This is a genomic window from Corynebacterium sanguinis (assembly GCF_007641235.1).
Lineage (GTDB): Bacteria > Actinomycetota > Actinomycetes > Mycobacteriales > Mycobacteriaceae > Corynebacterium > Corynebacterium sanguinis.
This window is the reverse complement of sequence record NZ_CP038157.1, coordinates 909,947-931,646: the sequence shown is the minus strand read 5'-3', so window position 1 is coordinate 931,646 and position 21,700 is coordinate 909,947. Positions and strand designations below refer to the sequence as shown.

The 21,700-nt window shown below is 62.2% G+C and carries 18 protein-coding genes and 3 rRNA genes; 8 read left to right on the top strand and 13 right to left on the bottom strand.

The window, feature by feature from the left end; translation table 11 throughout:
• The first annotated feature begins 15 nt into the window (after positions 1 to 15).
• A complete protein-coding gene (locus E3227_RS04625; RefSeq protein WP_144318594.1) occupies positions 16 to 1,155 on the top strand; it encodes an MFS transporter in 1,140 nt (379 codons plus the stop codon).
• On the opposite strand, the gene E3227_RS04620 is transcribed toward E3227_RS04625, so the two are convergent.
• On the bottom strand, positions 1,133 to 2,647 hold the full coding sequence (locus tag E3227_RS04620; protein ID WP_144317700.1) for a TM0106 family RecB-like putative nuclease: 1,515 nt from the start codon (positions 2,645 to 2,647) through the stop codon (positions 1,133 to 1,135). The genes E3227_RS04625 and E3227_RS04620 overlap by 23 nt on opposite strands.
• Before the next feature lie 33 nt (positions 2,648 to 2,680).
• Between E3227_RS04620 and E3227_RS04615 the strand changes: the two genes are divergently transcribed.
• Positions 2,681 to 3,325: a DUF6474 family protein gene (locus E3227_RS04615; protein ID WP_144317699.1), complete on the top strand. Its 645-nt coding sequence runs from the start codon at positions 2,681 to 2,683 to the stop codon at positions 3,323 to 3,325.
• Here the strand turns inward: E3227_RS04615 and E3227_RS04610 are convergent.
• Together E3227_RS04610 and E3227_RS04605 are read right to left on the bottom strand one after the other, a co-directional pair.
• Positions 3,322 to 3,960, bottom strand: coding sequence for a response regulator (locus E3227_RS04610; protein WP_136651315.1), 639 nt, complete (start codon positions 3,958 to 3,960; stop codon positions 3,322 to 3,324). The two genes, E3227_RS04615 and E3227_RS04610, sit on opposite strands and share 4 nt — an antisense overlap.
• Positions 3,961 to 5,199, bottom strand: coding sequence for a sensor histidine kinase (locus tag E3227_RS04605; protein WP_144317698.1), 1,239 nt, complete (start codon positions 5,197 to 5,199; stop codon positions 3,961 to 3,963). It abuts the gene before it with no gap.
• On the opposite strand from E3227_RS04605, the gene E3227_RS04600 reads away from it, so the two are divergent.
• Genes E3227_RS04600 through E3227_RS04590 form a run of 3 tightly spaced genes read left to right on the top strand, consistent with a single transcriptional unit; the run spans position 5,198 to position 7,733 of the window.
• Positions 5,198 to 5,797 carry a DUF2020 domain-containing protein gene (locus E3227_RS04600; protein ID WP_170228630.1) on the top strand — a complete coding sequence of 200 codons (600 nt, stop codon included), beginning with the start codon at positions 5,198 to 5,200 and terminating at the stop codon, positions 5,795 to 5,797. The two genes, E3227_RS04605 and E3227_RS04600, sit on opposite strands and share 2 nt — an antisense overlap.
• Positions 5,794 to 6,768 (top strand): TIGR00730 family Rossman fold protein, encoded by a 975-nt coding sequence (locus E3227_RS04595; protein ID WP_144317697.1) that lies wholly within the window; start codon positions 5,794 to 5,796, stop codon positions 6,766 to 6,768. Before E3227_RS04600 ends, E3227_RS04595 begins: the two co-directional genes overlap by 4 nt.
• Positions 6,765 to 7,733: an SGNH/GDSL hydrolase family protein gene (locus E3227_RS04590; RefSeq protein WP_136651318.1), complete on the top strand. Its 969-nt coding sequence runs from the start codon at positions 6,765 to 6,767 to the stop codon at positions 7,731 to 7,733. The genes E3227_RS04595 and E3227_RS04590 overlap by 4 nt, the downstream gene beginning before the upstream one ends.
• A 3-nt stretch (positions 7,734 to 7,736) precedes the next feature.
• Here E3227_RS04590 and E3227_RS11535 read toward each other — a convergent pair whose 3' ends face one another.
• Positions 7,737 to 7,889 (bottom strand): hypothetical protein, encoded by a 153-nt coding sequence (locus E3227_RS11535; RefSeq protein ID WP_170228629.1) that lies wholly within the window; start codon positions 7,887 to 7,889, stop codon positions 7,737 to 7,739.
• Entirely contained in the window at positions 7,890 to 8,690 is an 801-nt protein-coding gene (locus tag E3227_RS04585; RefSeq protein WP_136651320.1) for a class E sortase, read from the bottom strand. It abuts the gene before it with no gap.
• Between the two features lie 52 nt (positions 8,691 to 8,742).
• Here E3227_RS04585 and yidC point away from each other — a divergent pair, with 52 nt between their 5' ends.
• The gene (yidC, locus tag E3227_RS04580) at positions 8,743 to 9,876 is read left to right on the top strand and encodes a membrane protein insertase YidC (protein ID WP_136651321.1); all 1,134 of its coding nucleotides are present in this window, start codon (positions 8,743 to 8,745) and stop codon (positions 9,874 to 9,876) included.
• Here yidC and E3227_RS04575 read toward each other — a convergent pair.
• From E3227_RS04575 to E3227_RS11530, 4 genes are all read right to left on the bottom strand, one after another.
• Positions 9,864 to 10,496 carry a TetR/AcrR family transcriptional regulator gene (locus tag E3227_RS04575; protein WP_136651322.1) on the bottom strand — a complete coding sequence of 211 codons (633 nt, stop codon included), beginning with the start codon at positions 10,494 to 10,496 and terminating at the stop codon, positions 9,864 to 9,866. The genes yidC and E3227_RS04575 overlap by 13 nt on opposite strands.
• Positions 10,497 to 10,638: 142 nt before the next feature.
• Positions 10,639 to 10,899: a GlsB/YeaQ/YmgE family stress response membrane protein gene (locus tag E3227_RS04570; protein WP_136651323.1), complete on the bottom strand. Its 261-nt coding sequence runs from the start codon at positions 10,897 to 10,899 to the stop codon at positions 10,639 to 10,641.
• Between the two features lie 107 nt (positions 10,900 to 11,006).
• Positions 11,007 to 11,906, bottom strand: a complete 900-nt coding sequence (locus E3227_RS04565; RefSeq protein ID WP_136651324.1) for a universal stress protein — start codon at positions 11,904 to 11,906, stop codon at positions 11,007 to 11,009.
• Positions 11,907 to 12,033: 127 nt separating this feature from the next.
• A complete protein-coding gene (locus E3227_RS11530) occupies positions 12,034 to 12,180 on the bottom strand; it encodes a hypothetical protein (protein ID WP_170228628.1) in 147 nt (48 codons plus the stop codon).
• 20 nt (positions 12,181 to 12,200) lie between these two features.
• Between E3227_RS11530 and E3227_RS04560 the strand changes: the two genes are divergently transcribed.
• Positions 12,201 to 13,172 carry a pseudouridine synthase gene (locus E3227_RS04560; RefSeq protein WP_144317696.1) on the top strand — a complete coding sequence of 324 codons (972 nt, stop codon included), beginning with the start codon at positions 12,201 to 12,203 and terminating at the stop codon, positions 13,170 to 13,172.
• Between the two features lie 804 nt (positions 13,173 to 13,976).
• Here the strand turns inward: E3227_RS04560 and rrf are convergent.
• The 4 genes from rrf to E3227_RS04540 all read right to left on the bottom strand — a co-directional run bounded on the left by rrf (position 13,977) and on the right by E3227_RS04540 (position 20,260).
• Positions 13,977 to 14,094 (bottom strand): 5S ribosomal RNA (gene rrf, locus E3227_RS04555).
• Positions 14,095 to 14,223: 129 nt separating this feature from the next.
• A 23S ribosomal RNA gene (locus E3227_RS04550) occupies positions 14,224 to 17,312 on the bottom strand.
• Between the two features lie 478 nt (positions 17,313 to 17,790).
• Positions 17,791 to 19,311, bottom strand: a 16S ribosomal RNA gene (locus E3227_RS04545).
• The 16S, 23S and 5S rRNA genes sit together here, the layout of an rRNA operon.
• A 574-nt stretch (positions 19,312 to 19,885) precedes the next feature.
• Complete coding sequence (locus tag E3227_RS04540) at positions 19,886 to 20,260, bottom strand: GntR family transcriptional regulator (RefSeq protein ID WP_144317695.1); 375 nt, start codon at positions 20,258 to 20,260, stop codon at positions 19,886 to 19,888.
• 214 nt (positions 20,261 to 20,474) lie between these two features.
• Here E3227_RS04540 and E3227_RS04535 point away from each other — a divergent pair, with 214 nt between their 5' ends.
• A complete protein-coding gene (locus E3227_RS04535; RefSeq protein ID WP_144317694.1) occupies positions 20,475 to 21,689 on the top strand; it encodes an NYN domain-containing protein in 1,215 nt (404 codons plus the stop codon).
• The last annotated feature ends 11 nt before the right edge of the window (positions 21,690 to 21,700 follow it).

Here is a 21,700-nt window from a genome sequence, read left to right as displayed (position 1 = left end):
AGGGCTTCGCTGGCCATGATTGCCCTGGGCCTGGCCATCTTCAACTCCCTCCATTCCACTCAAGCGCTGCTGCCGACGCTGAGCCAGCAGCTTGAGGTATCGCCCTCGGTTGCGGCGCTGAGCGTGTCCGCCGCCACCGGGGTGTTGGCGTTATGCGTGGTACCTTTCTCCATCCTCTCGGAGAGGTACGGCCGTGGCCGCATCCTGATCATCTCGGCGCTCGCCGCGACCCTGGTCGGCTTGGCGCTGCCGCTGGCGCAGAGTGCGCCGCAGCTCACCGCGTTGCGCGCGGTGCAGGGCGCGATGATCGCCGGGGCCCCTGCGGTGGCGATGACGTGGCTGGCGGAGGAAGTCGACGATGCGGACGTGCCCGCGACCATGGGACTCTACGTCGCGGGGACGTCGATAGGCGGGCTCAGCGGGCGCCTGATTCCCTCGCTCGTGCTCGAGTTCGCGTCGTGGCGCGTCGCGCTCGTGGCCACGTCGGCCTTCGCCCTCGTTCTCGCCGTCGCGGTGGCGCTGTTGCTGCCGCCGCAACGCAACTTCCTCCCGAAGGAGTCCATCCGCCCCAGCGCGGAGATCCGGGCCATGGCGCGCCACCTGAAAAACCCGCGCCTTGTTGCGCTCTACCTCACTGCGTTTATCGGCATGGGCGTGTTCGTGTCCATGTACAACTTCTTCGGCTACCGCGCCGTTGACCACTTCCGCCTGCCGCCGGCGCTAGCTGGCCTGGTGTTCGTGATGTACCTCTCGGGCACGTGGTCGTCGGCACGCGCGGGCTCGATGGTGCACCGATTCGGGCGCGGCCGCGTGGTCGGGGCGGGCGCAACGCTGATGCTCCTCGGCGCGCTGGCCGCGGGCAGCGGCGCGTTGTGGCTCGCGCTCGCCGGCCTGCTCGTGTTTACCGCGAGCTTCTTCGCCATGCACTCCACGGCCTCTGGGTGGGTCGGCCAGATCGCGCAGCGCGACCGCGCGGAGGCGTCGAGTATGTACGTGCTGTGCTACTACCTGGGCTCGTCGATCCTGGGCGCGGCCACCGGCGCCGCCTTCGAGGGTCTGGCCTGGTGGGGCTTTACCGCGGTGCTCGCCGCCCTGCTCGCGGTGCTCGTCGGCGTCGGGCTCGCGCTGGCGCTTAACCAGCGACGTTGCTCATAAGCGGAACCCCCGGCGCGCCGTCGCTGAGAAACTGCCGCACCGCCCGCGTCGCGCGGCAGTCGTCCTCGTTGTAGCGCAGCAGCATGTCGCGCGCCGCGGCGTCGCCAAGCCGGGCCGCGCGCCGCAGCGCGACGGAGCGCTCGCCGTCGACGTCGTCGTCCTCCCACTCGAAACCGACGACAGGCCCGAGCGCTTTGAGCCCCAGCCCATCGGTTCCCACCAGGTACGTGCGCACATGCGCGAACACGTCGACCCACAGCGCGGAGGCGATGAACTCGCGCACCTGCTCCTCATCCACGGACCCGAAGCGCCGCGCCGAGGACTTCAGCCAGTGGTTTTCCCCGCCCGCCGCGTAGCAGTACGCCGCGAACGTCTTGCCCGCGGCGAGCGCCTGCTCGCGCTGCTCCATCAGCCACGTCCAAAAGTCGAGGAAATTCGCTTCCTCCCACTCCCCGCCGACTTCGTCCCAGGTCACGAACGCCCGGTACGCCTCGCCGTCAAAGGTGCCCCACAGGTAGGCGCCCTGATCAAGGTAGGCCTCCATGTCGATGTCGATCTCCACGTCGGCGCGCGGCACGCTTATCTCGGTGGTGCGCTTGAGCACGGGGATCCCCTCGCGCCAGGCGCGCGCGATGGTGGAGGGCTCGCCGGCGCGGGCGTCGATAAGCGATTGCACCGTGGTGATCCCTTGGGCGCGGAAACCATCGGCGCGCCCGCCCGGCAGGACCAGTGAAATATCATCCGCGTCTTTCAGCTGCGGTTCGCACAAGGGCCAGAAGCGGCAGGAGGCGCACTGCTTCAGCCTGCGCGGTTCGGTGGGCGTCGGCGCGCGCAGGGCGGCAAGCAGCGGGGGGATGAAGCGCTGAACGTCGGTGAGGTAGGCGCGCGAGCGGTCCTGGCCGATCAGCGCGGTGCGGGCGTCGGCACGCTCACCGAGCAGAAGGTGGGCCAGCGCAAGCCGGTAGCCGTCGACGGTGTGGTGGCGCAGCTTCGCCCCCGTTGCCAGCGGCGCACCCAAGGACAGCCGGTACGCGGGCACGAATTTGAGCTTTTCGCTTGTCGACGCCCTAGCCACGCGGTGGTTTGAAATCATCACCGGCATGTACGTGCGCTGCCCCGCCTCGTTGCGCGCGAGGATGTCGATCTCCGCGACCACACCGACACCTGCGACCTCGCCGGTAAGAACAGCGTTGGTAATGATGCTCGCGCCGGCCTGAATCGCCGCGCGGGTGCGGGCCTCGGCCTCTTCGATGCCACTCACTGGGTCCAGGTCAACGCGGGTAAACGCCCGTGAGCTGCCGTCGCCGAGGGCGCGTTTGACGGGTAGGGCGGCGAACACGGCGGCGCGGCCCGCGTCGATTTGCGGCTGGCGGGCGAGCGCCTCGGGCAGCGGCGGGATGTCCGGGTGCGCGTGGCGCTGGCGCAGCCGGTAGCGGCAGCCCACGAGGTCGGAGGCCCGGATGAGTTGAAAGTCGCTCACAGCGACCCCCATCCTATCGGCCCATTGGCAGGTAAGGTATGTCACATGGGAATTATTGAAACGATCCGGAAGAACCGGGCAAAGACCAAGGCCGAGATCAAGGCCGCTGAAGTTCGCGCCCGCCAACTTGCCATGAACGAAGCGAAGCAGGAACACCGCACCGCCAAGCTGCTCGACAAGGCGGAAAAGCGCCTGCTTACCGAAGAAAAGAAGGGCCTGAAGCGCAAGCGCAAGCACGAGAAGAAGCTTGCCGAGGCTCACCTCAAGCGCGTTGAGGAGTCCGGGCTGACCAAGAAGAAGGCGAAGAACTGGGTCGGCGCCGCGCGCGTTTTAATTCCCGTTCTGCTTCCGCTCGCGTACAAGGCGATGACCTCGTACCAGCAAAACCGCATCGAGTCGCGCGCCAACTCGATGGGCCTGAGCTCCCAGGACCTCGCTCGCCACTCCGGCCGCGGCGCGGAGCTCAAGGCGCGCATCGAGGCGCTGCGCGGCCAGACCAACAACCTGCACAACACCCCGTCGCTGTCGTCTAGCTTTATCAAGGACGTTGAAGTGCGTCTCGACGAGCTCGAACAGGCAGTGAGCAACGCAGAGCGCCTGGATACCGAGCAGCAGCGCCTCGCCCACGTCGCCATCGAGCGCGACCTCGACGAGGTCACCGGCGAGATCCAGAAGAAGTCGGGCCGCTAGAGCATGCCCTGTTCCCGCGCCGACGCCACGGCCGAGGTGCGGGAACGAACACCCAGCTTGTCGTAGATGTGCACGAGGTGGGACTTCACGGTTGCCTCCGACAGCATCAGCTCGTGGCCGATTTCCCGGTTCGACGAGCCCCCGGCGACGAGCTGCAGCACCTCCAGCTCGCGCGGCGTGAGCGAGAAGCGCGGGGTGCTTTCGCGCGTCTCTAAGCGGGTGCGCACGACTTGGGACAGCGCGGCGTCGCCTCGCGCGGCGGAGCGCACCGCCGCCACGAGCTCGGCCGGCGGGGCGTCTTTGAGCAGGTAGCCCACCGCGCCCGCCTCTATTGCGCCGAGGATGTCGGCGTCGGTGTCGTAGTTGGTCACCACCAGCACCTGCGGCGGGGACTCCATCGTGCGGCGGATCTCGGCGGTGGCCTCGGCCCCGGTGGTGACCTTCGCGCCCTCCGCCCCGGCGCCGAAGCGCAGGTCCATCAGGATGACGTCGATGCCGCCGGCCTGGGCCGTCGAGATCGCGCCCTCGGCGGTAGCGACCTCGCCGACCACCATGATGTCGTCGGCTTCTTCCAACACGGCGCGCAATCCCAGCCTGACAATCTGGTGGTCATCCGCCAGCAGCACCCGAATCATTTACATCTCCTCCATCTTTTGATTGATGTTACCGGGTACCGCGGCGGTCACGGCCGTCGGCCCGCCCGGCGCCGACTCCACGATCAGTTCCCCACCGAGCTCTTCGGCGCGCGAGCGCATCGCGGAGAGCCCGAGGTGGCCGAGCCCCGTCGGCGCGCTGCTCAGCGCCAGCGGGTCGAACCCGCGCCCGTTATCCACCACGTCGAGCCGGACTTCCTCGGGGCTGTACGTCAGGGTGACGCGTATGCGCGTTGCGCCAGAGTGCTGCACCGCGTTCGATACCGCGCCCTGGGCGATGCGCAGCAGACCCGCCTCGCACCGCATCGGCAGAAGCGTGTGCTCCCCGTCCGCGTCGACCTCGATGTCGATGCCGCTGGCCTGCGAGAAGTCGCGCGCGATCCGTTCGAGTGCTTGGTGTAACGACGCCTCCGTCAACGGCGCGGGCGTCAAAGCGGCGATCATCGCGCGCGTCTCCGCCAAATTGTTCGACGCGGCCCGGCGCGCCGTCTCAATCCGCGACTTCGCCCGGGAAAGCTCGTCGGGCCTCAAGCCGGTGGCGTCGAGGTCGCGGTCCGCGGCGTGCAGCAGCATCTGGATGCTGGACAGGCCCTGGGCGACGGTGTCGTGGATCTCGTGGGCGAGGCGTTCGCGCTCCTGGGACACGCCCGCTTCGCGCTCTGTGGCCGCGAGCTGCTGGCGCGTGGCCAAGAGCTCGTCGATAAGCGACTCGCGCTCCTTGCTCACGCGGGCAATGGTGGTAAACGCGTAGTTGGTGGCGATGACCACCAGGGCGGACAAGACGGGCCCGATCACACCGCCGAACGTCAACCCGGTGGGCACCTGCGCGCCGACCGCGATGCCCAGGCCGAGGGCAACCCAGACCACGCCCCGCCAGTCGTTGAACGTGCGTAGGTAGACGAAGAAGAGGATGAACACCCAGTAGACGGCAAGCGGGGTGACCATCATGTCGGCGATCCACATGCCTGTCAGCGCCATCAGCCAGCCTGCCTGCCCGGCGCGGCCCCAGCGCGGCATTTCGACGAGGCCGTAGAACAGCAGGAACGCGAAGATGGAGACCAAGACGATGTGCAGCAGCGCCGAGTTCAGCGGCATCTGCACGAGCGCCAGCAGGGAAACCACCAGCAACGATGCCGACAGCACCGTGATCCCGGTGTCCAGCGCCTTGTTGTCGGGGACCTCGCGGGGTTCGCTGTCCAACTTCACTAGTCTGGAGGCCATGCGCTTTACCCTACCCACCCCCGGCCGGCGCCTTACCGGGCCTGGCGTGGCGCTTGCGATCGCCGGACTCGCGGTACTCGGCGCCGGCTGCGCGCCGGAGCCCTCGGCGGAACCCAGCGCTACTCCCAGCGCGGCACCGCAGCCGGTCAGCGACTCTGGACTGGGCGTGACCGAGCTGCCCGCCGTGGAGAAGGACCCAGCCGGAACCTGCCCCTATTTAGATACGCAGTGGGTGGCCGAGGCGAACGGCCAGAAGGTCACGGCCATCGGGGTTGACAATCGCTTCGACACCCCGGCGTGCGTTTTCTGGTCGTACCCGGAAGAACCCCAGCTCACGGTCATGGTGCGGCACATGGCCAGCCCCGAGGAAGCGATGGCGGTGGTCGATTGGGCGGCACCCATTGACTACACCGACCCCGCCAGCGAGCCTGAGGGGTGGAACGGCGGCCGCCACGGCGGCGGCGCTGTGCCCGAGCGCATCGGCGCGGCGTACTCGGTGGCGAAGGGGCCCGTGGCGGTGACGGTGTTTACCAACCAGAACGAGTCGGTCAAGGCTCAGGTTGTGGCCGAGCAGGGTATCGCTAACCTAAACCTGTGACCCTCCCCCAGCCCATCCGCGTAGCCGCGCTCGTGATCCGCGACGACGCTGGCCGCGTGTTGTGCGTGCGCAAAGTGGGCAGCCCCCGGTTCCAGCTGCCGGGCGGCAAACCCGAGGGCGATGAGCCCCTGATTAACTGCGCGCTGCGCGAGACGCGCGAGGAGGTCGGGCTTAACATCGATGCCTCCGAGCTGGGTTTTGTCGGCGTCTTTACCGCCGCGGCCTCCAACGAGCCGGGCTTTATGGTCACCGGCACGGTGTTCATCCGCAAGCCCGCGCCCGGCGCGCTGCACCCAGTCGCCAGCGGCGAGATCGACGAGGTCCGCTGGGTCGACCCGCACCACCCCGGCTCCACGCCGCTAGCGCCGCTGCTCGCCGGGGAGATTTTCCCCGCCCTGCGCGCGCGTGAGATCAACGCCATCGCCGTTTTCGCGGGCGCGAACTTGGGCAGCGACCCCGCCAACGCGAAGCTTGCCGACGCCCTCGGCGCCGCCCTGGCCCGCCGCGGAATCGCTTTGGTCTACGGTGGCTCGCGCCTCGGCATCATGGGCCGGGTCGCGGAGGCGACGACGTCCCACGACGGCAACGTGATTGGTGTGCTGACCAACCATTTGGCCGGCCACGAACTGCGCTACGAGGGCCTAACCAGGCTGGAGATGGTGGACACCTTGGCGCAGCGCAAGGCGCGGATGGCGCAGCTGTCCGACGCCGTCGTAGCGCTGCCCGGCGGCACGGGCACCCTTGATGAGCTCTTCGACCAGTGGACCAGCCAGCAATTGGGCTACCATAGCCGGCCTATTGGCTTGCTCGGGGTGCAATTCTGGAGCCCATTCGTGTCTATGATTGATCACATGGTTGCTCAAGGTTTCATCCGCCCGACTGATCGGGCGTCGCTTGTCCTCGCTGATGACGCGGACATGCTTATCGACGGCCTACGCCGCTGGGTTCGACCCGTTCCGAGGTGGACATGAGGCGTGTCGCGGCATTCGCCGCCACCGCCGTCACCTCCGCGTTCCTGCTTACGGGGTGTCAATCCACACCGATCGACAACGTGAGCACGCACACGTCGGTCGCCCCGCCCCTAGGCGTGACCCCGACTGTCGACCCGAACCCCACCCGCGAGCAGGCCACCGCGATGATGCCAATCGCCGACCTTGAGCCCTCCGACATCGACGTCTACGTCGCCATGGGCGATTCGTATGCGTCGATGGGCTCGGCAACGGGCGAGAAGGCAGACTCCAGCTTCTGTGCGAAGTCGAAGGACAACTACCCGAACGAGCTCGCGAATCGCCTCGGCCGCTCGGTCGAGTTCACGGACGCCACGTGCCAGGGCTCGACGACGGAAAACATTATGGGCCCGCGCATCGAGGAGGACGAGAACGTCAACATCGCCCCGCAGATCGAAAGCCTGCCGCGCGACGCTGACCTGGTCACGATCTCCATCGGCGGCAACGACATGGACTTCGCCAACATCGCCCGCTGCATTAACGAGATGATGGAGGGCTCGGACCGCAACTGCGCCCAGGAGTTCGCCCTGCCCACCGCCCAGCGCCTCGCGGAGCTACCGTCCAAGTTGACCGCGGTTCACGATGAGATCCGCAAGCAGGCCCCGACCGCGATCGTGATCGCCACCGGCTACACCCCGTTGGTGTCGGTGGAACAGCAGTGCGAGCTGACGGAGCAGGTGGGGCGTGAGGGCGTCGAGTGGGCCGTGTGGCTCACCGCTGCGATCAACAACGCGGTGAAACAGTCCGCGGAGGCCAGCGGCGCGATCTTTGTGCTGCCTGACGACGTCGAGCACCACACCTCATGCGCCGTGCCCAAGGAGCGCTGGGCCGACATCGACGGCTCCGACACGAATTCCTACCCCGCGCACCCGACGCCGAACGGCCAAGAGACGATGGCGAAGACCGTCGCAGAGGTGCTGGGCCGCTAGACGCTACACAACGACGTCGTTGTACGGCATCTGAGTGGAAACCCACGGGAAGACCACTTCCATGAGCAGGAAGAACACGGCGACGGCCAGCGCAAGGGCGAGCAGCACCTTGACGGGCTTCGGTCCGGGCAGCAGGTGCCACATGGCCTCGTACATTTAACTCACCTCCGTCATTGCCGCCGGAATTCCGGCGGCTTTGTCCGTTGCTTCGGTCTGCACCGCGTGGATGATCATGCGCTCCGCGTTGGAGAACTGCGGGTGGCACGTTGTCAGCGTTAGGATGCCGACGGCGCCCGGCGCGACGGCCACGGTGGCCGTTCCCGGCACAGGGTTGAGAACGCTGACGTCGTTAGGCAGCGTGATGTGGCGGCCTTGAACCTGGGAGTAGTCGCCGCCGATGACCCTCTGCGCGATGTCGCCCGGCAGGCAACCGGAGGCCTCGGCGGAGCGGGTGCCCGCGTCGGTAGCCATGGGCAGCACCCTGTAGGTAACCCACTGCGTTTGCGTTTCCACCACGATTGCGTCGCACGCGCGAAGGGCACCCAGGTCGTTGAAGGGAGCGCCCTTGCCCACGCGGTGCCCGGCGACGGCGAAGTTACCTGGCTCCCCGGGCAACTGGGTATCGGGGTAGCGGCCGGGCCCGGCCAAAAGGTCCTGCTCGTCGACGCCCTCGATAATCGCGAACTGGTAGTCGGAGCCGAACGCCGGGATGTACATGCGGGCGAACGCCTCGCCCAGCTCGCGCGTCGATGCGGTGCGGGGGTTGACCCACTGCTGCTCAAGGGAGTTTTCGGCATTGTTTTGCAGTTTCGCCGAGGCGAGGTTTGTCCAAAACGCTTCGTAGAACGCGAAGAGCAGGAGCAACACGCCAAAGGTGAGCAGCGCTTCGCCAACGACCTGGCTCGCGCTGGTGCGCCGTCGCGGCGGGGCGACGGGTGGCGGCTGGGTGGAGAGCATGGCCTAACATTAACCTAGTTGCCCAGTCGACCCAATAGGTGGTATTTGCCCGATGATTGATGCCTTTGTCTACCCCGTATCGGCGGTGATGAAGTTCTGGCACTGGCTCCTCGCCGGAGTTTTCGGAATGGAAAGCTCGAACTCTTGGGTCGCGTCGGTGGTTTTGCTGGTGGTGACAATCCGCATCGTCATCGTTCCTTTGCAGTGGTACACGTACAAGACTGCCCGCGTGGTTGTGTTGATGCGCCCCCGCTTGGCGGAGATTGAGGCGCAGTACGCCGATGAGATCACCCCCGAGAGCATCCAGGCGCACGAGCGCGCGAAGAAGGAGCTGCACAAGGAGTACAACTACAACCCGCTGGCGGGGTGCCTACCTGCGCTGATTCAGATTCCGTTCTTCCTCGGCCTGTACCGCTTGTTGCTGCGGATGGCGGTGCCCTCTTCCTCAGCGGGCCACTCGCTGGGCGTGCTCAGCCCGGCCGAGGTGGAGTCCTTCCGCGCTTCGACGCTCCTCGGTGTGCCTTTGCCCGCGTACGTCTCAATGACGCCCGAGCAGTTCGCCCATCTGGGCACAACGCTTGCCGACGTCCGCGCCCTCGCGATCCCGATGCTCCTCGCCGCAGTCTGCTTCACGACGCTCAACCTGGCGATCTCGCAGATTCGCTCGCGATCCACGCTGGACTGGGGAAGCGCACTGGCGCACCGCTCCTACGTGTTCATCTGGGCACTGGTACCCGTCGCCGGCCTTGGCCTGGCGTTCGCCGGGCTGACGGGCTTGGTCCCCATCGCCCTGCTGCTGTACTGGGTTAGCGGAAACTTCTTCACCTTTATTCAGACGATCGTGCTGTGGTATCTGATGGTCAAGCTTTATCCGCTTGCCGACGACCACCGCGCCCACATCTTGGAGAAGAAAAGCGTGGAGCTCTCCCACCGCCGCGAGGCACGCGACAAGAAGCGATCGCGCCGGCGCAGGAAGCTCTCGGCCATGTCCAACCCCTCGGCTTACGCGCAGGTGCGCACCGAGATCAGGGCTGAGAAGGACGCGGACAAGGCCGCCGCCGAAGAGGCGAAGGCGGAGAAGAAGCGCGCGAACGCCCAGCGTCGTGAAGCAATGCGGGAGATTAGGAGAAAACGTATCGCGGAGAGGAAGCAGCGCGGCTCGTCTGACGATTCTCAGATGGAGTAGTCGATCGCCGGCGCCGCGAGCAGTTCAACCGCGAGCTCGCGGCCCGTTTCCAAGGGCCCGGTGTTGCGCAAAATCCGTGCGCCGGACAGCCCACCCTCTAAGAAAATGAGCAGCTGGTCTGCTTGCTGGTCGGACGCGTAGCCGTTTTTCGCGGTGAGAAGCTGGGTCATGGTCGAGTGCAGCCACTCCCGGTGCGCCGTAGCCGCCGCGACGATGCGTCGCTCGGAGTCGGTTTCCGGGCGGGGGTATTCATTGGCGGCGTTGAGGAAGGGGGACCCGCGGAACTCCTTTTGGGGTTCTTCCTCGATCGCCATGTCAAAGAAGGCGAGGATCTTCTGGTCGGTATCGCGGGTCTTCTCTGTCCGCGCCTGCCAGCGGCTGCGGTAGCCCTTGTCGAGCTCTTCGAGGTACGCGATGACGAGGTTGTCTTTCGAGCCGAGCAGCGAGTAGAGCGACGCCTTAGCGACGTCTGCCTCACGGAGGATGCGGTCAATGCCGATGACGCGGATGCCCTCTTCGGTGAAGAGCTTCGTCGCTGCGTCGAGAAGCCGGTCCCGCGGTGTTGGCCGATTTCGGCGCCGCGCGGGTGCCTTCTTCTTGCCCGGCGATCCGGTCGTCACCTCTACCCCTTGTCTGTCACCCTAAATCGTTCCCTACTCAATATAGACAAACCGGTACGTTCACACCAGCCCGGGTAGGCAAAAAGCGGCCCCCACCGCACCTTAAGGCACAGTGGTGGCCGCTTGGCAGCGGTCGAAGCGCTTAGCGGCGCGAACCGCTGAACATGTTCACGATGGTCAGCAGGATCACTGCACCAAACAGGCAGGTGATGAAGCTCATGAAGATGTTGCTCATCGGGTCGTCCATGAACAGGCCGAGCAGCCAGCCGCCGAGCAGGCCGCCGATGATGCCGACGATAATGTTCAGCGGGATGCCCATCTGAGCGTCGCGGCCCTTAATCATCGAAGCAACCCAACCAGCGATGCCACCGATGATGATCCAACCAATCCAACCCCAGGTCATAGTTCAAGTTCCTTTCAAGTAGCGATCAATGTCTTCTCTATTGTGCATCATTGCCGCACGCTTCTCTGCACCAAACTACCCAATTTCGGTTACGAGTCGGAAACGATTCAGATTCCGCGAACAACCATCATGGGGCACGGTGCGGACTGCAAGAGCGCACGCGACGTAGATCCTAGCAGCATTCCCTTGAAACCACCGCGCCCGTGGGAGCCCGTGATCAGTAGCTGCGCGCCTCGCGCCGCCTCCGTCAGAGCCCGGACGGGACGATCGCGGGTGATGATCTTGCGCACCGGGACATCGCCGTACTGCTCCTGCAGCCCGCTCAGGTAGGTGGACAGCTTCTCTTCCTTCTCCTGCTGCATGGCGTACCAGTAATCTTCGGTGATCGCGTAACCGGAGCCGGGGCCTTGGATGGGGGCGTCGATCCAGGTGTGGACGGCGACGAGTTCCGCGTCGCGGGCGACGGCCTCCTCGAAGGCGACCTCGGTCGCTCGCTTGGACACCTCGGAGCCGTCGACGCCAACCACCACAGGACCGTACTTGTTGTCCTCGGTGACGTTGTTGTCCTCGCGGACTACTACGACGGGGCAGGAGGCGTGCGACACCACAGCGCCGGAAACGGAGCCCAGGACCATGCCCGAGAGCCCGCCGAGGCCGCGCGAGCCCATGACGATCATGGTCGCGTCGTTCGACATCTCAAGGAGCATGTCAATCGGCGAGCCCTCCGCGACCGCGTGACCGATCCGGATGTCAGGGGCGATGCTCAGCGCGAGCTCACGGGCGGCATCAATCTTGGCCGTGGTCTCGCGCTGGAGGTCGTCGAAAAGCTCTTGTGGCGGAACCATGCCTTCCGCGTACAAGAACTGGGGCATGGTGTAGCTGGCCGCGAGCTTCAGGGAGATGTCGCGCTTTGCGGCGGTGTTCGCCGCCCATCGCACTGCGTTGTCGGACGCGGGGGAGCCGTCAACGGCAACGACCACAATGTCTTCGCGGTTTGCGCTAGTCATGGGAAACACCCTTTCGGTTGTCGGTGCGTTCCGGCCCTAACCTGACTGTGATTCGTGCTCGAACCGGATCGCTTCTACACCCTTATTCTAGCGCCCCGCGGTGGGCTGAGTCTGTGGTCGCTAGTGCTTATTTCGGGATCTCGATGGGGTACGCCGCGTCAGCGTTCGACGGGTACAGGAAGCCGTAGATCGCCTGCAGTACGTCGAAGATGATCTTGCCAATACCGTCAGAGAAGAACGCCACGAGCGGCGTGAGAATAGCGTTAAAATCCATGCAGTAAACTTAGCGCAATTATGGTGCGGAGGAAGAAAAACGGGGCAATTCCTTTGCCCCCTCGAAGTGGTTTGGGCGCGAGCCGCGTGCGGCTTCCCGACGGCGACCCGGTCACAGCATTCGATTTCATCGCCCGCGTCATCGCTGAGCAGCGGCATCGGCACCCGGATGACGATGACTCCGCGGTTCTGGAACGCTTCGATTCCGGGGAAGTTGTCCTCCGCGACGGCACCGCGCTGCACCCAGATCAGCTCGTGCAGCCAGGCACGGACGTCTTCTTTTACCGCCGGCCGGCCCCCGAAAAGCCCGTTCCCTACGACATCGAGACGGTTTACGAGGACGACACCATCCTCGTGGTGGACAAGCCACCATTCTTAGCGACGATGCCACGCGCCGCGCACATCACCGAATCCGCCACCGTGCGGCTGCGCCGCGCAACCGGCAACGAAGACCTCACGCCCGCCCACCGCCTCGACCGCATGACCTCGGGGCTACTCCTGCTGACGAAGCAAAGACAGCACCGCGGCGCCTACCAGGAGCTCTTCGCCGCCCGGCAGGTTCGCAAGCACTATGAAGCGATAGCCGAAGACATCGGCATCACCGCGCCCACATCATGGCACCACCACATTGACAAACAGCATGGCGAGATCGCCTCCACCGTGATCGAGGGCAGGGAACCCAACGCGCTCACTCACGTGCGCGAGGCACTGCGTATCGACGCCCCCACCATGCAATCCCTCCACAGCGTTACATTCCCCCTCGCGCGCTACCTCCTCGAGCCCGTCACCGGTCGCACCCACCAGCTGCGGGTGCAGATGAACGAGGCTGAAGCACCCATTCTCGGAGACCCCGTGTACCCCACCGTCAACCCCTTCGGGGAGGAGGACTTCGCGGTGCCCATGCGGTTGAAGTCGGTTTACCTCGGCTTCCGCGATCCCCTTACGGGCGCGGAGCGTGAGTTCGGTGTCCCCGGGTTCTTGGAGGTGTCCTAAGGGGAGTCCGCAGTGCGGACTGGCGTGGGGAGTGCACACTTTACGACGCTCGGACTCTGCCGTGGCGGAGTTAATGGGGCACGCCCTGCGAGTGGCCATGGGCGGAGCATTATCAGCTTGACCGAGGCGGTGGCTCGAGTAATCTAACTCTGCAGCTGCGGAGTCTACTGTGCGCGCTCATCGAAGACGAGGCGCTTTGGCTTCACCGTATAAGCCGGCACGTCCTTCGACTCTGCCGTGGCGGAGTTGGCGGAGTCCGCGATGCGGAGTGGCCGGGGGTGGAGCGCTCGTGGATCGAGCGATGCGTTGGTTCGAGCATCATCTCACTCTGCCGTGGCAGAGTCCGCAGTGTGGACGAGCCGAGAGCGAAGTATGTTGGCGCACCACGAAACGGCTTCGGGAAACGCCACCTAACTCTGCCGCTGCAGAGTTGTGAATACTTCGTGCTCGCTTTACTGAGCCGGCTCGATGAATTTGTTCCCGACTCTGCCGTGGCGCAGTCCGCAATACGGACCATAGCGCCATCCTGACTCTGTGGTGGCGGAGTTGGTGGTGTGCGCCATGCGGACTGGAGTGCTCGAGGCGTCGTTCGACTCTGCCGTGGCGGAGTGGGTGGTGTGCACAATTCGGACTGGGGGCGATTGTGAAAGCAGCCTCAACAAGGAAGTCAAGGCGCGCGTTGACTCTTCGCGTGTCTTTCGGTGCGCGCAGTTCAACTGGCTCTCGTTGGGTGGCGCACGCAAAAGCAGCCGCACCCCCCTGTGTTTTTGGGGGTGCGGCTGCTTGTGTGTTGTTAAGTTGTTGGGTCGGCGGTAACTTACTCTCCCACCCCCTCCCGGGGGCAGTACCATCAGCGCGGGCGGGCTTAGCTTCCGGGTTCGGAATGGGTCCGGGCGTTTCCCCGCCGCCATCAACCACCGACACAATCGTGGGGTACACATATTTTATTGTTGTTGTGACACTGCCACCGTGCTGTTAACGGTGGTGGGGGGGTGTGGTGTGTCAGATACTGCATAGTGGACGCGTCGCACACACACTTTTGGTGTGGTGTTTGTGTTTTTTGTTGGTGTATTAGTACCAGTCACCTTCAACGGTTGCCCGTCTTCTAGATCTGGCCTATCAACCCCATAGTCTGTGGGGAACCTCAAAAGAAACCTCATCTTAAAACAGGCTTCCCGCTTAGATGCTTTCAGCGGTTATCCCTTCCGTACGTAGCCAACCAGCCGTGCTCCTGGCGGAACAACTGGCACACCAGAGGTACGTCCGTCCCGGTCCTCTCGTACTAGGGACAGCCTTCTTCAAGTTTCAACGCGCGCGGCGGATAGAGACCGAACTGTCTCACGACGTTCTGAACCCAGCTCGCGTGCCGCTTTAATGGGCGAACAGCCCAACCCTTGGGACCTACTCCAGCCCCAGGATGCGACGAGCCGACATCGAGGTGCCAAACCATCCCGTCGATATGGACTCTTGGGGAAGATCAGCCTGTTATCCCCGGGGTACCTTTTATCCGTTGAGCGACACCACTTCCACACGTTGGTGCCGGATCACTAGTCCCGACTTTCGTCCCTGCTCGACATGTACGTCTCACAGTCAAGCTCCCTTGTGCACTTACACTCTTACACCTGATTGCCAACCAGGCTGAGGGAACCTTTGGGCGCCTCCGTTACTCTTTGGGAGGCAACCGCCCCAGTTAAACTACCCACCAGGCACTGTCCCCAACCCAGATCATGGGCCAAGGTTAAGGTATCCACTACGGTCAGAGTGGTATTTCAACAACGACTCCACCACCACTAGCGTGACGGCTTCACAGTCTCCCACCTATCCTACACAAACCGCACCGAACACCAATACCAAGCTATAGTGAAGGTCCCGGGGTCTTTTCGTCCTGCCGCGCGAAACGAGCATCTTTACTCGTACTGCAATTTCACCGGGCCTGTGGTTGAGACAGCAGGGGAGTCGTTACGCCATTCGTGCAGGTCGGAACTTACCCGACAAGGAATTTCGCTACCTTAGGATGGTTATAGTTACCACCGCCGTTTACTGGGGCTTAAATTCTCCGCTTCGAACCACAAGGGCTCTAACAGGTCCTCTTAACCTTCCAGCACCGGGCAGGCGTCAGTCCGTATACATCAACATCACGTCTTCGCACGGACCTGTGTTTTTGATAAACAGTCGCTCCCCTCTATTCTCTGCGACCCCCACCAGCACAACAACCGTAAAAGCTGCGCACCGGTAGAGGTCCCCCTTCTCCCGAAGTTACGGGGGTATTTTGCCGAGTTCCTTAACCACAGTTCACCCGACCGCCTTAGTATTCTCTACCTGACTACCTGTGTCGGTTTCGGGTACGGGCCGTGTACACACTCGCTAGAGGCTTTTCTCGGCAGTACAGGATCACCTACATCACCCCTTAAGGGGCTACGCATCACGCCTCACACTTTGTGACAACAAGCATTTCACTCATCGTCGTGCCACACGCTTACACCACAATCCAATAAGTGGCTAGGCTACCTCACTGCGTCACCCCATCACTGGGCTACTACGGTTCAGGCCCCACGCATCACACACCACCGACCAACCCCCGAAGGGATCATCATATGGTGCGGTCAGGGTGGTTAGTATCACCGATTCACCCTTGGGCGCATATACACGGGTACGGGAATATCAACCCGTTAACCATCGACTACGCCTGTCGGCCTCGCCTTAGGACCCGACTCACCCTGGGAAGACGAACTTGACCCAGGAACCCTTAGTCATCCGGCGGATAAGATTCTCACTTATCACTCGTTACTCATGCCTGCATTCTCACTCGTGTACAGTCCACAACCCCTTACAGTATTGCTTCACCCCATACACGACGCTCCCCTACCCACACAAAAATAGTGTGCCGCGGCTTCGGCGGTGTACTTGAGCCCCACTGAATTGTCGGCGCAGAACCACTCGACCAGTGAGCTATTACGCACTCTTTCAAGGATGGCTGCTTCTAAGCCAACCTCCTGGCTGTCTTCGCGATCCCACATCCTTTTCCACTTAGTACACCCTTAGGGGCCTTAACCGGCGATCTGGGCTGTTTCCCTCTCGACTATGAAGCTTATCCCCCACAGTCTCACTGCCATAGAACACTTAAACCGGCATTCGGAGTTTGGCTGACATTGCTAAGATGATAGTCCCGCTCAACCAACCAGTAGCTCTACCTCCGGCAAGTTACTACAACGCTGCACCTAAATGCATTTCGGGGAGAACCAGCTATCACGGAGTTTGATTGGCCTTTCACCCCTACCCACAACTCATCCCCTCAGTTTTCAACCTAAGTGGGTTCGCGCCTCCACAACCTCTTACAGCTGCTTCACACTGGCCATGGGTAGATCACCCCGCTTCGGGTCCAGGACATGCCACTAACACACCCTTATTAGGATTCGCTTTCGCTACGGCTACCCCACACAACGGGTTAACCTCGCGACATGCCGCTGACTCGCAGGCTCATTCTTCAAAAGGCACGCCATCACACACACGAGGTGCTCTGACGGATTGTAAGCGCACGGTTTCAGGAACTATTTCACTCCCCTCCCGGGGTACTTTTCACCATTCCCTCACGGTACTATTCACTATCGGTCACACTGAGTATTTAGGCTTACCGGGTGGTCCCGGCAGATTCACAGCAGATTCCACGAGCCCGCTGCTACTCGGGACACAATCAACGCACACATTGCATGTTTTCACGTACAGGGGCTCTCACCCACTACGGCGCACCATCCCAAGTGACTTCCGCTAACACACAACACACACGCACCAAGTCGACAGCCCTGGTAACAATCACATCCCACAACCCCACACACGCAACCCCTGCCAGGTATCACACGCACATGGTTTAGCCTCATCCACGTTCGCTCGCCGCTACTAGCAGAATCATTATTATTTTCCTCTCCTGCGGGTACTGAGATGTTTCACTTCCCCGCGTACACCCCCACACAAGCTATGAATTCACCTGCGGGTAACACCACACAACTGGTGCTGGGTTTCCCCATTCGGACATCCTCGGATCAACGCTTAGTTGGCAACTCCCCGAGGCATAACGCAGCCTCACACGTCCTTCATCGGCTCAGCATGCCAAGGCATCCACCGTACGCCCTTGATAAAAAACACTACAAAACACACACACAAAAAATAAAGATGCTCGCGTCCACTATACAGTTCTCACACACCACACCCCAACCCCCCCACCCGTGCACACACGCACACAAGCAAGAGACACCAGGATCACAAGGAAACAACACACGTGCTGCCCCAGACACCCAACAGCATGCCAACAACTTCCCACACAACCACACCCAACCACCACAAAAAACAGCAGAGTAGGTGCCAGCCGTACGCGTTTTTGTTTGCTTCACACGGTTCATCACATTCAGTGCACACCAACACGTGGCGCACCCACACACCACCAACACGCATCACAGGCCCACCATCGAAGTAGCACCCCACGTGCCAGTAGCGGGTGTCTCCACAACTGGACATTTCAATTAAAAAACAGGTGGCAGGCACACACTCGGCACCTCAACCACCACACCACACACCCCAACACAGTCAGAATAAGTGTGGTGTGTAAAAAATATAAGCTCCTTAGAAAGGAGGTGATCCAGCCGCACCTTCCGGTACGGCTACCTTGTTACGACTTCGTCCCAATCGCCGATCCCACCTTCGACAGCTCCCTAACAGGTTTAGGCCACTGGCTTCGGGTGTTACCAACTTTCATGACGTGACGGGCGGTGTGTACAAGGCCCGGGAACGTATTCACCGCAGCGTTGCTGATCTGCGATTACTAGCGACTCCGACTTCATGGGGTCGAGTTGCAGACCCCAATCCGAACTACGACCGGCTTTAGAGCGATTAGCTTCACCTCACAGTGTCGCACACGCGTTGTACCGACCATTGTAGCATGTGTGAAGCCCTGGACATAAGGGGCATGATGATTTGACGTCATCCCCACCTTCCTCCGAGTTAACCCCGGCAGTCTCTCATGAGTCCCCACCATCACGTGCTGGCAACATAAGACAAGGGTTGCGCTCGTTGCGGGACTTAACCCAACATCTCACGACACGAGCTGACGACAACCATGCACCACCTGTACACCAACCACAAGGGAAAACGCATCTCTGCGCCGATCTGGTGTATGTCAAGCCCAGGTAAGGTTCTTCGCGTTGCATCGAATTAATCCACATGCTCCGCCGCTTGTGCGGGCCCCCGTCAATTCCTTTGAGTTTTAGCCTTGCGGCCGTACTCCCCAGGCGGGGCGCTTAATGCGTTAGCTACGGCACGAACCCCGTGGAAGGGACTCACACCTAGCGCCCACCGTTTACGGCATGGACTACCAGGGTATCTAATCCTGTTCGCTACCCATGCTTTCGCTCCTCAGCGTCAGTTACTGCCCAGAGACCTGCCTTCGCCATCGGTGTTCCTCCTGATATCTGCGCATTTCACCGCTACACCAGGAATTCCAGTCTCCCCTACAGCACTCAAGTTATGCCCGTATCGCCTGCCATCCCACAGTTAAGCCGTGGACTTACACAAACGACGCGACAAACCACCTACGAGCTCTTTACGCCCAGTAATTCCGGACAACGCTCGCACCCTACGTATTACCGCGGCTGCTGGCACGTAGTTAGCCGGTGCTTCTTATCCAGGTACCGTCACTTTCGCTTCGTCCCTGACGAAAGGAGTTTACAACCCGAAGGCCGTCATCCCCCACGCGGCGTCGCTGCATCAGGCTTGCGCCCATTGTGCAATATTCCCCACTGCTGCCTCCCGTAGGAGTCTGGGCCGTATCTCAGTCCCAATGTGGCCGTACACCCTCTCAGGCCGGCTACCCGTCGACGCCTTGGTAGGCCATTACCCCACCAACAAGCTGATAGGCCGCGAGCTCATCCCATACCGCAAAAGCTTTCCAACCACACACCCACATGTGATTCCTATCCGGTATTAGACCCAGTTTCCCAAGCTTATCCCGAAGTACAGGGCAGATCACCCACGTGTTACTCACCCGTTCGCCACTCGAGTACCACAGCAAGCTGTGGCCTTTCCGTTCGACTTGCATGTGTTAAGCACGCCGCCAGCGTTCATCCTGAGCCAGGATCAAACTCTCCACAAAAAAGAAGAAATTCAGAACTCGTGAAAAGCCCAAACCCAACAAAAACAAACCACACCACCCCACAAGAAAAACCCGCGAGGCAGTACTGGCAAAACCTTCAATTCAAAAAATATTTACCGTGCAACCCCAACACAGACCATGCGCATCCGACGAGGAAAACCACACAACCCACGCACCAAACAGGGCCACACCCGCGATTCATTACGATCAAACCGCACACCATGACACAAAACATGCGCCACAGGGTGACATCGCCATCAAAGGTTCACGACACCACCACCAGCACACACCCACCCACACCACAGTGCAGGCCAGGCACGCCACAATGCACACCACAACAAACCACAAACAAAAACAAAAAAGTACATTGGCACACTATCGAGTTCTCACACAACACACGCACACCCAACCAGCCGCGACACTAATCGCAACCAATCAAAGGAGGCACCAGCGGTAGTTTTCCTGTCCGCCATCTCACCAGAACTCACTCCGGCGGGGCGTTGTCGGTCTCGCTGACTCACACAAAGTTACACACCCCCACAACCAAACACAAACCCCCAGGCAAAACAGGGTTTTAACGATACATGCCACGGCTTGCAGCAACGCGGCCAACGAGGTCTCTCAAGTCGTGGGCGGAGTACCCCAGGCGCAGCGCTTCATCAATCATGGGCGCGATGAAATCGCCGGCGAATCCCTCGCGACGCTGCGCAAGGATCACCTCCCGAGCCTGCGGAGTGACAAACATTCCTATGCCCCGTCGCTTCTCCAACACGCCGTCGTCGACAAGCAAGCTCAAGCCTTTTCGCGCGGTGGCGGGATTGATTTCGTGAAACGTTGCGAGCTCGTTGGTAGAGGGCGCTCGCTGTCCGGGCTTTACAGAGCCCTCCATGATGAGGTCTTGAATGAAGGTGGCCACCTGCGCGTAAAGCGGCTCGATATCCAGGTTCACAAGCACCTCGCTTCGCCCAAGGTTAGTTAGTTGACTAACTAACCATACCGCGTTGGAACGAATCCGCTCGGTTATTCGTTGAGAAGGTACAACCAGCTGCAAATTCCACATCCGCCCAGTTCACGGCATGCGCCGTGACTAGTGGGACATGGATAAGGCACACTGGGAGTGGACAAATACAGATTTAGAACCAAAGATTCAGAATTTAGGAGCCATGCTTGAACGCACACTCGTGTTCGTCGACACTTCATATTTACTCGCGAGCTTTTACAACTCGTGGGAAATCGGCGCCCGCGCACAGTTAGAAATCGACCTCCCGGAGGTGGTGGCCACCCTCGGTGGCATGATCTCGCACCAGCTCCACCAACCAGTTCACCGCCAATACTGGTACGACGGCATCCCCGATTCGGGCCCGCACCGCTACCAGCGCGCTCTGCGCACATGCGATGGCGTGCAACTGCGGACCGGGCAGCTCATCGAGTGGGGTGAGCGACGTACGCAAAAGGGCGTCGACACGCGCCTCGTCGCAGACCTCGTCGTCAACGCTTCTCGCCAGCAGTTCACGGACTTCGTCCTGCTTTCGGGCGACGCGGACATGATCCCGGGGGTGGAGGAAGCGACGGGCTTCGGTGTCCGCGTGCACCTCTACGGGTTCGGCTGGGATTCGATGTCGACCGCGCTGCGCCATTCCTGCGACTCGACAACCATCCTCGATCCCCGCGAAGATTTCGCGGACGCCATGCAGCTTCAGGTCCTCGAGGGCCCGTTGCCGCCCATCATCCGTGAGCGCCCGCTTAACGACGCCGAGCCGATCGACGGCGACCTCGGCCCCACGGTCGTCCCCGGATTCGCGCCAGACCCCTTGCAACACGACGAGGAGATGCCCGAAGAGCAGGCCAAACCCGTCGAACAGCCGGTGGAGACGCCGGCCACTGAAGTCGAGGAGCCGACCGACCGCTCCGCACCGGACCCTTGCGACGAGCCCTCCGAGGCCGAGGTCGAGGCAACCAACGAGGCCAACAAGCCCGGTGGCCGCAGGCAGCCGGACGGCCCGTCGCCGCTCGACGTCGCGAGCAGCTCGCCGAAACCCACCCCGAAGCCGTCGATGATGGCGCCACGTCGCAAGCTGCGGTCGCGCTACGTCCCGCTCCCTGAGGAGGTGTGGACGTCCGCCGGGTTCCAAACGCCGTTTGAGGTGGGCCAACAGTACGCGACGTGGTGGTACGACAACGCCGCTTCCGCCGAGCAGCGCGACAAAGCCCACGTCCTATCCGGCGGCGGTCTGCCGCCCGAGATCGACCGGCCACTTCTGCAGTTCGCGTGCGAAACCCTGCACGAATACACGCTCAGCGAACACCAGCGCGTCAACCTGCGCGATGGTTTTCACTCCGGAATACGCGGAGTGCTGCTGAGCATTCACCGCCGCTAGGGCACTAGGGC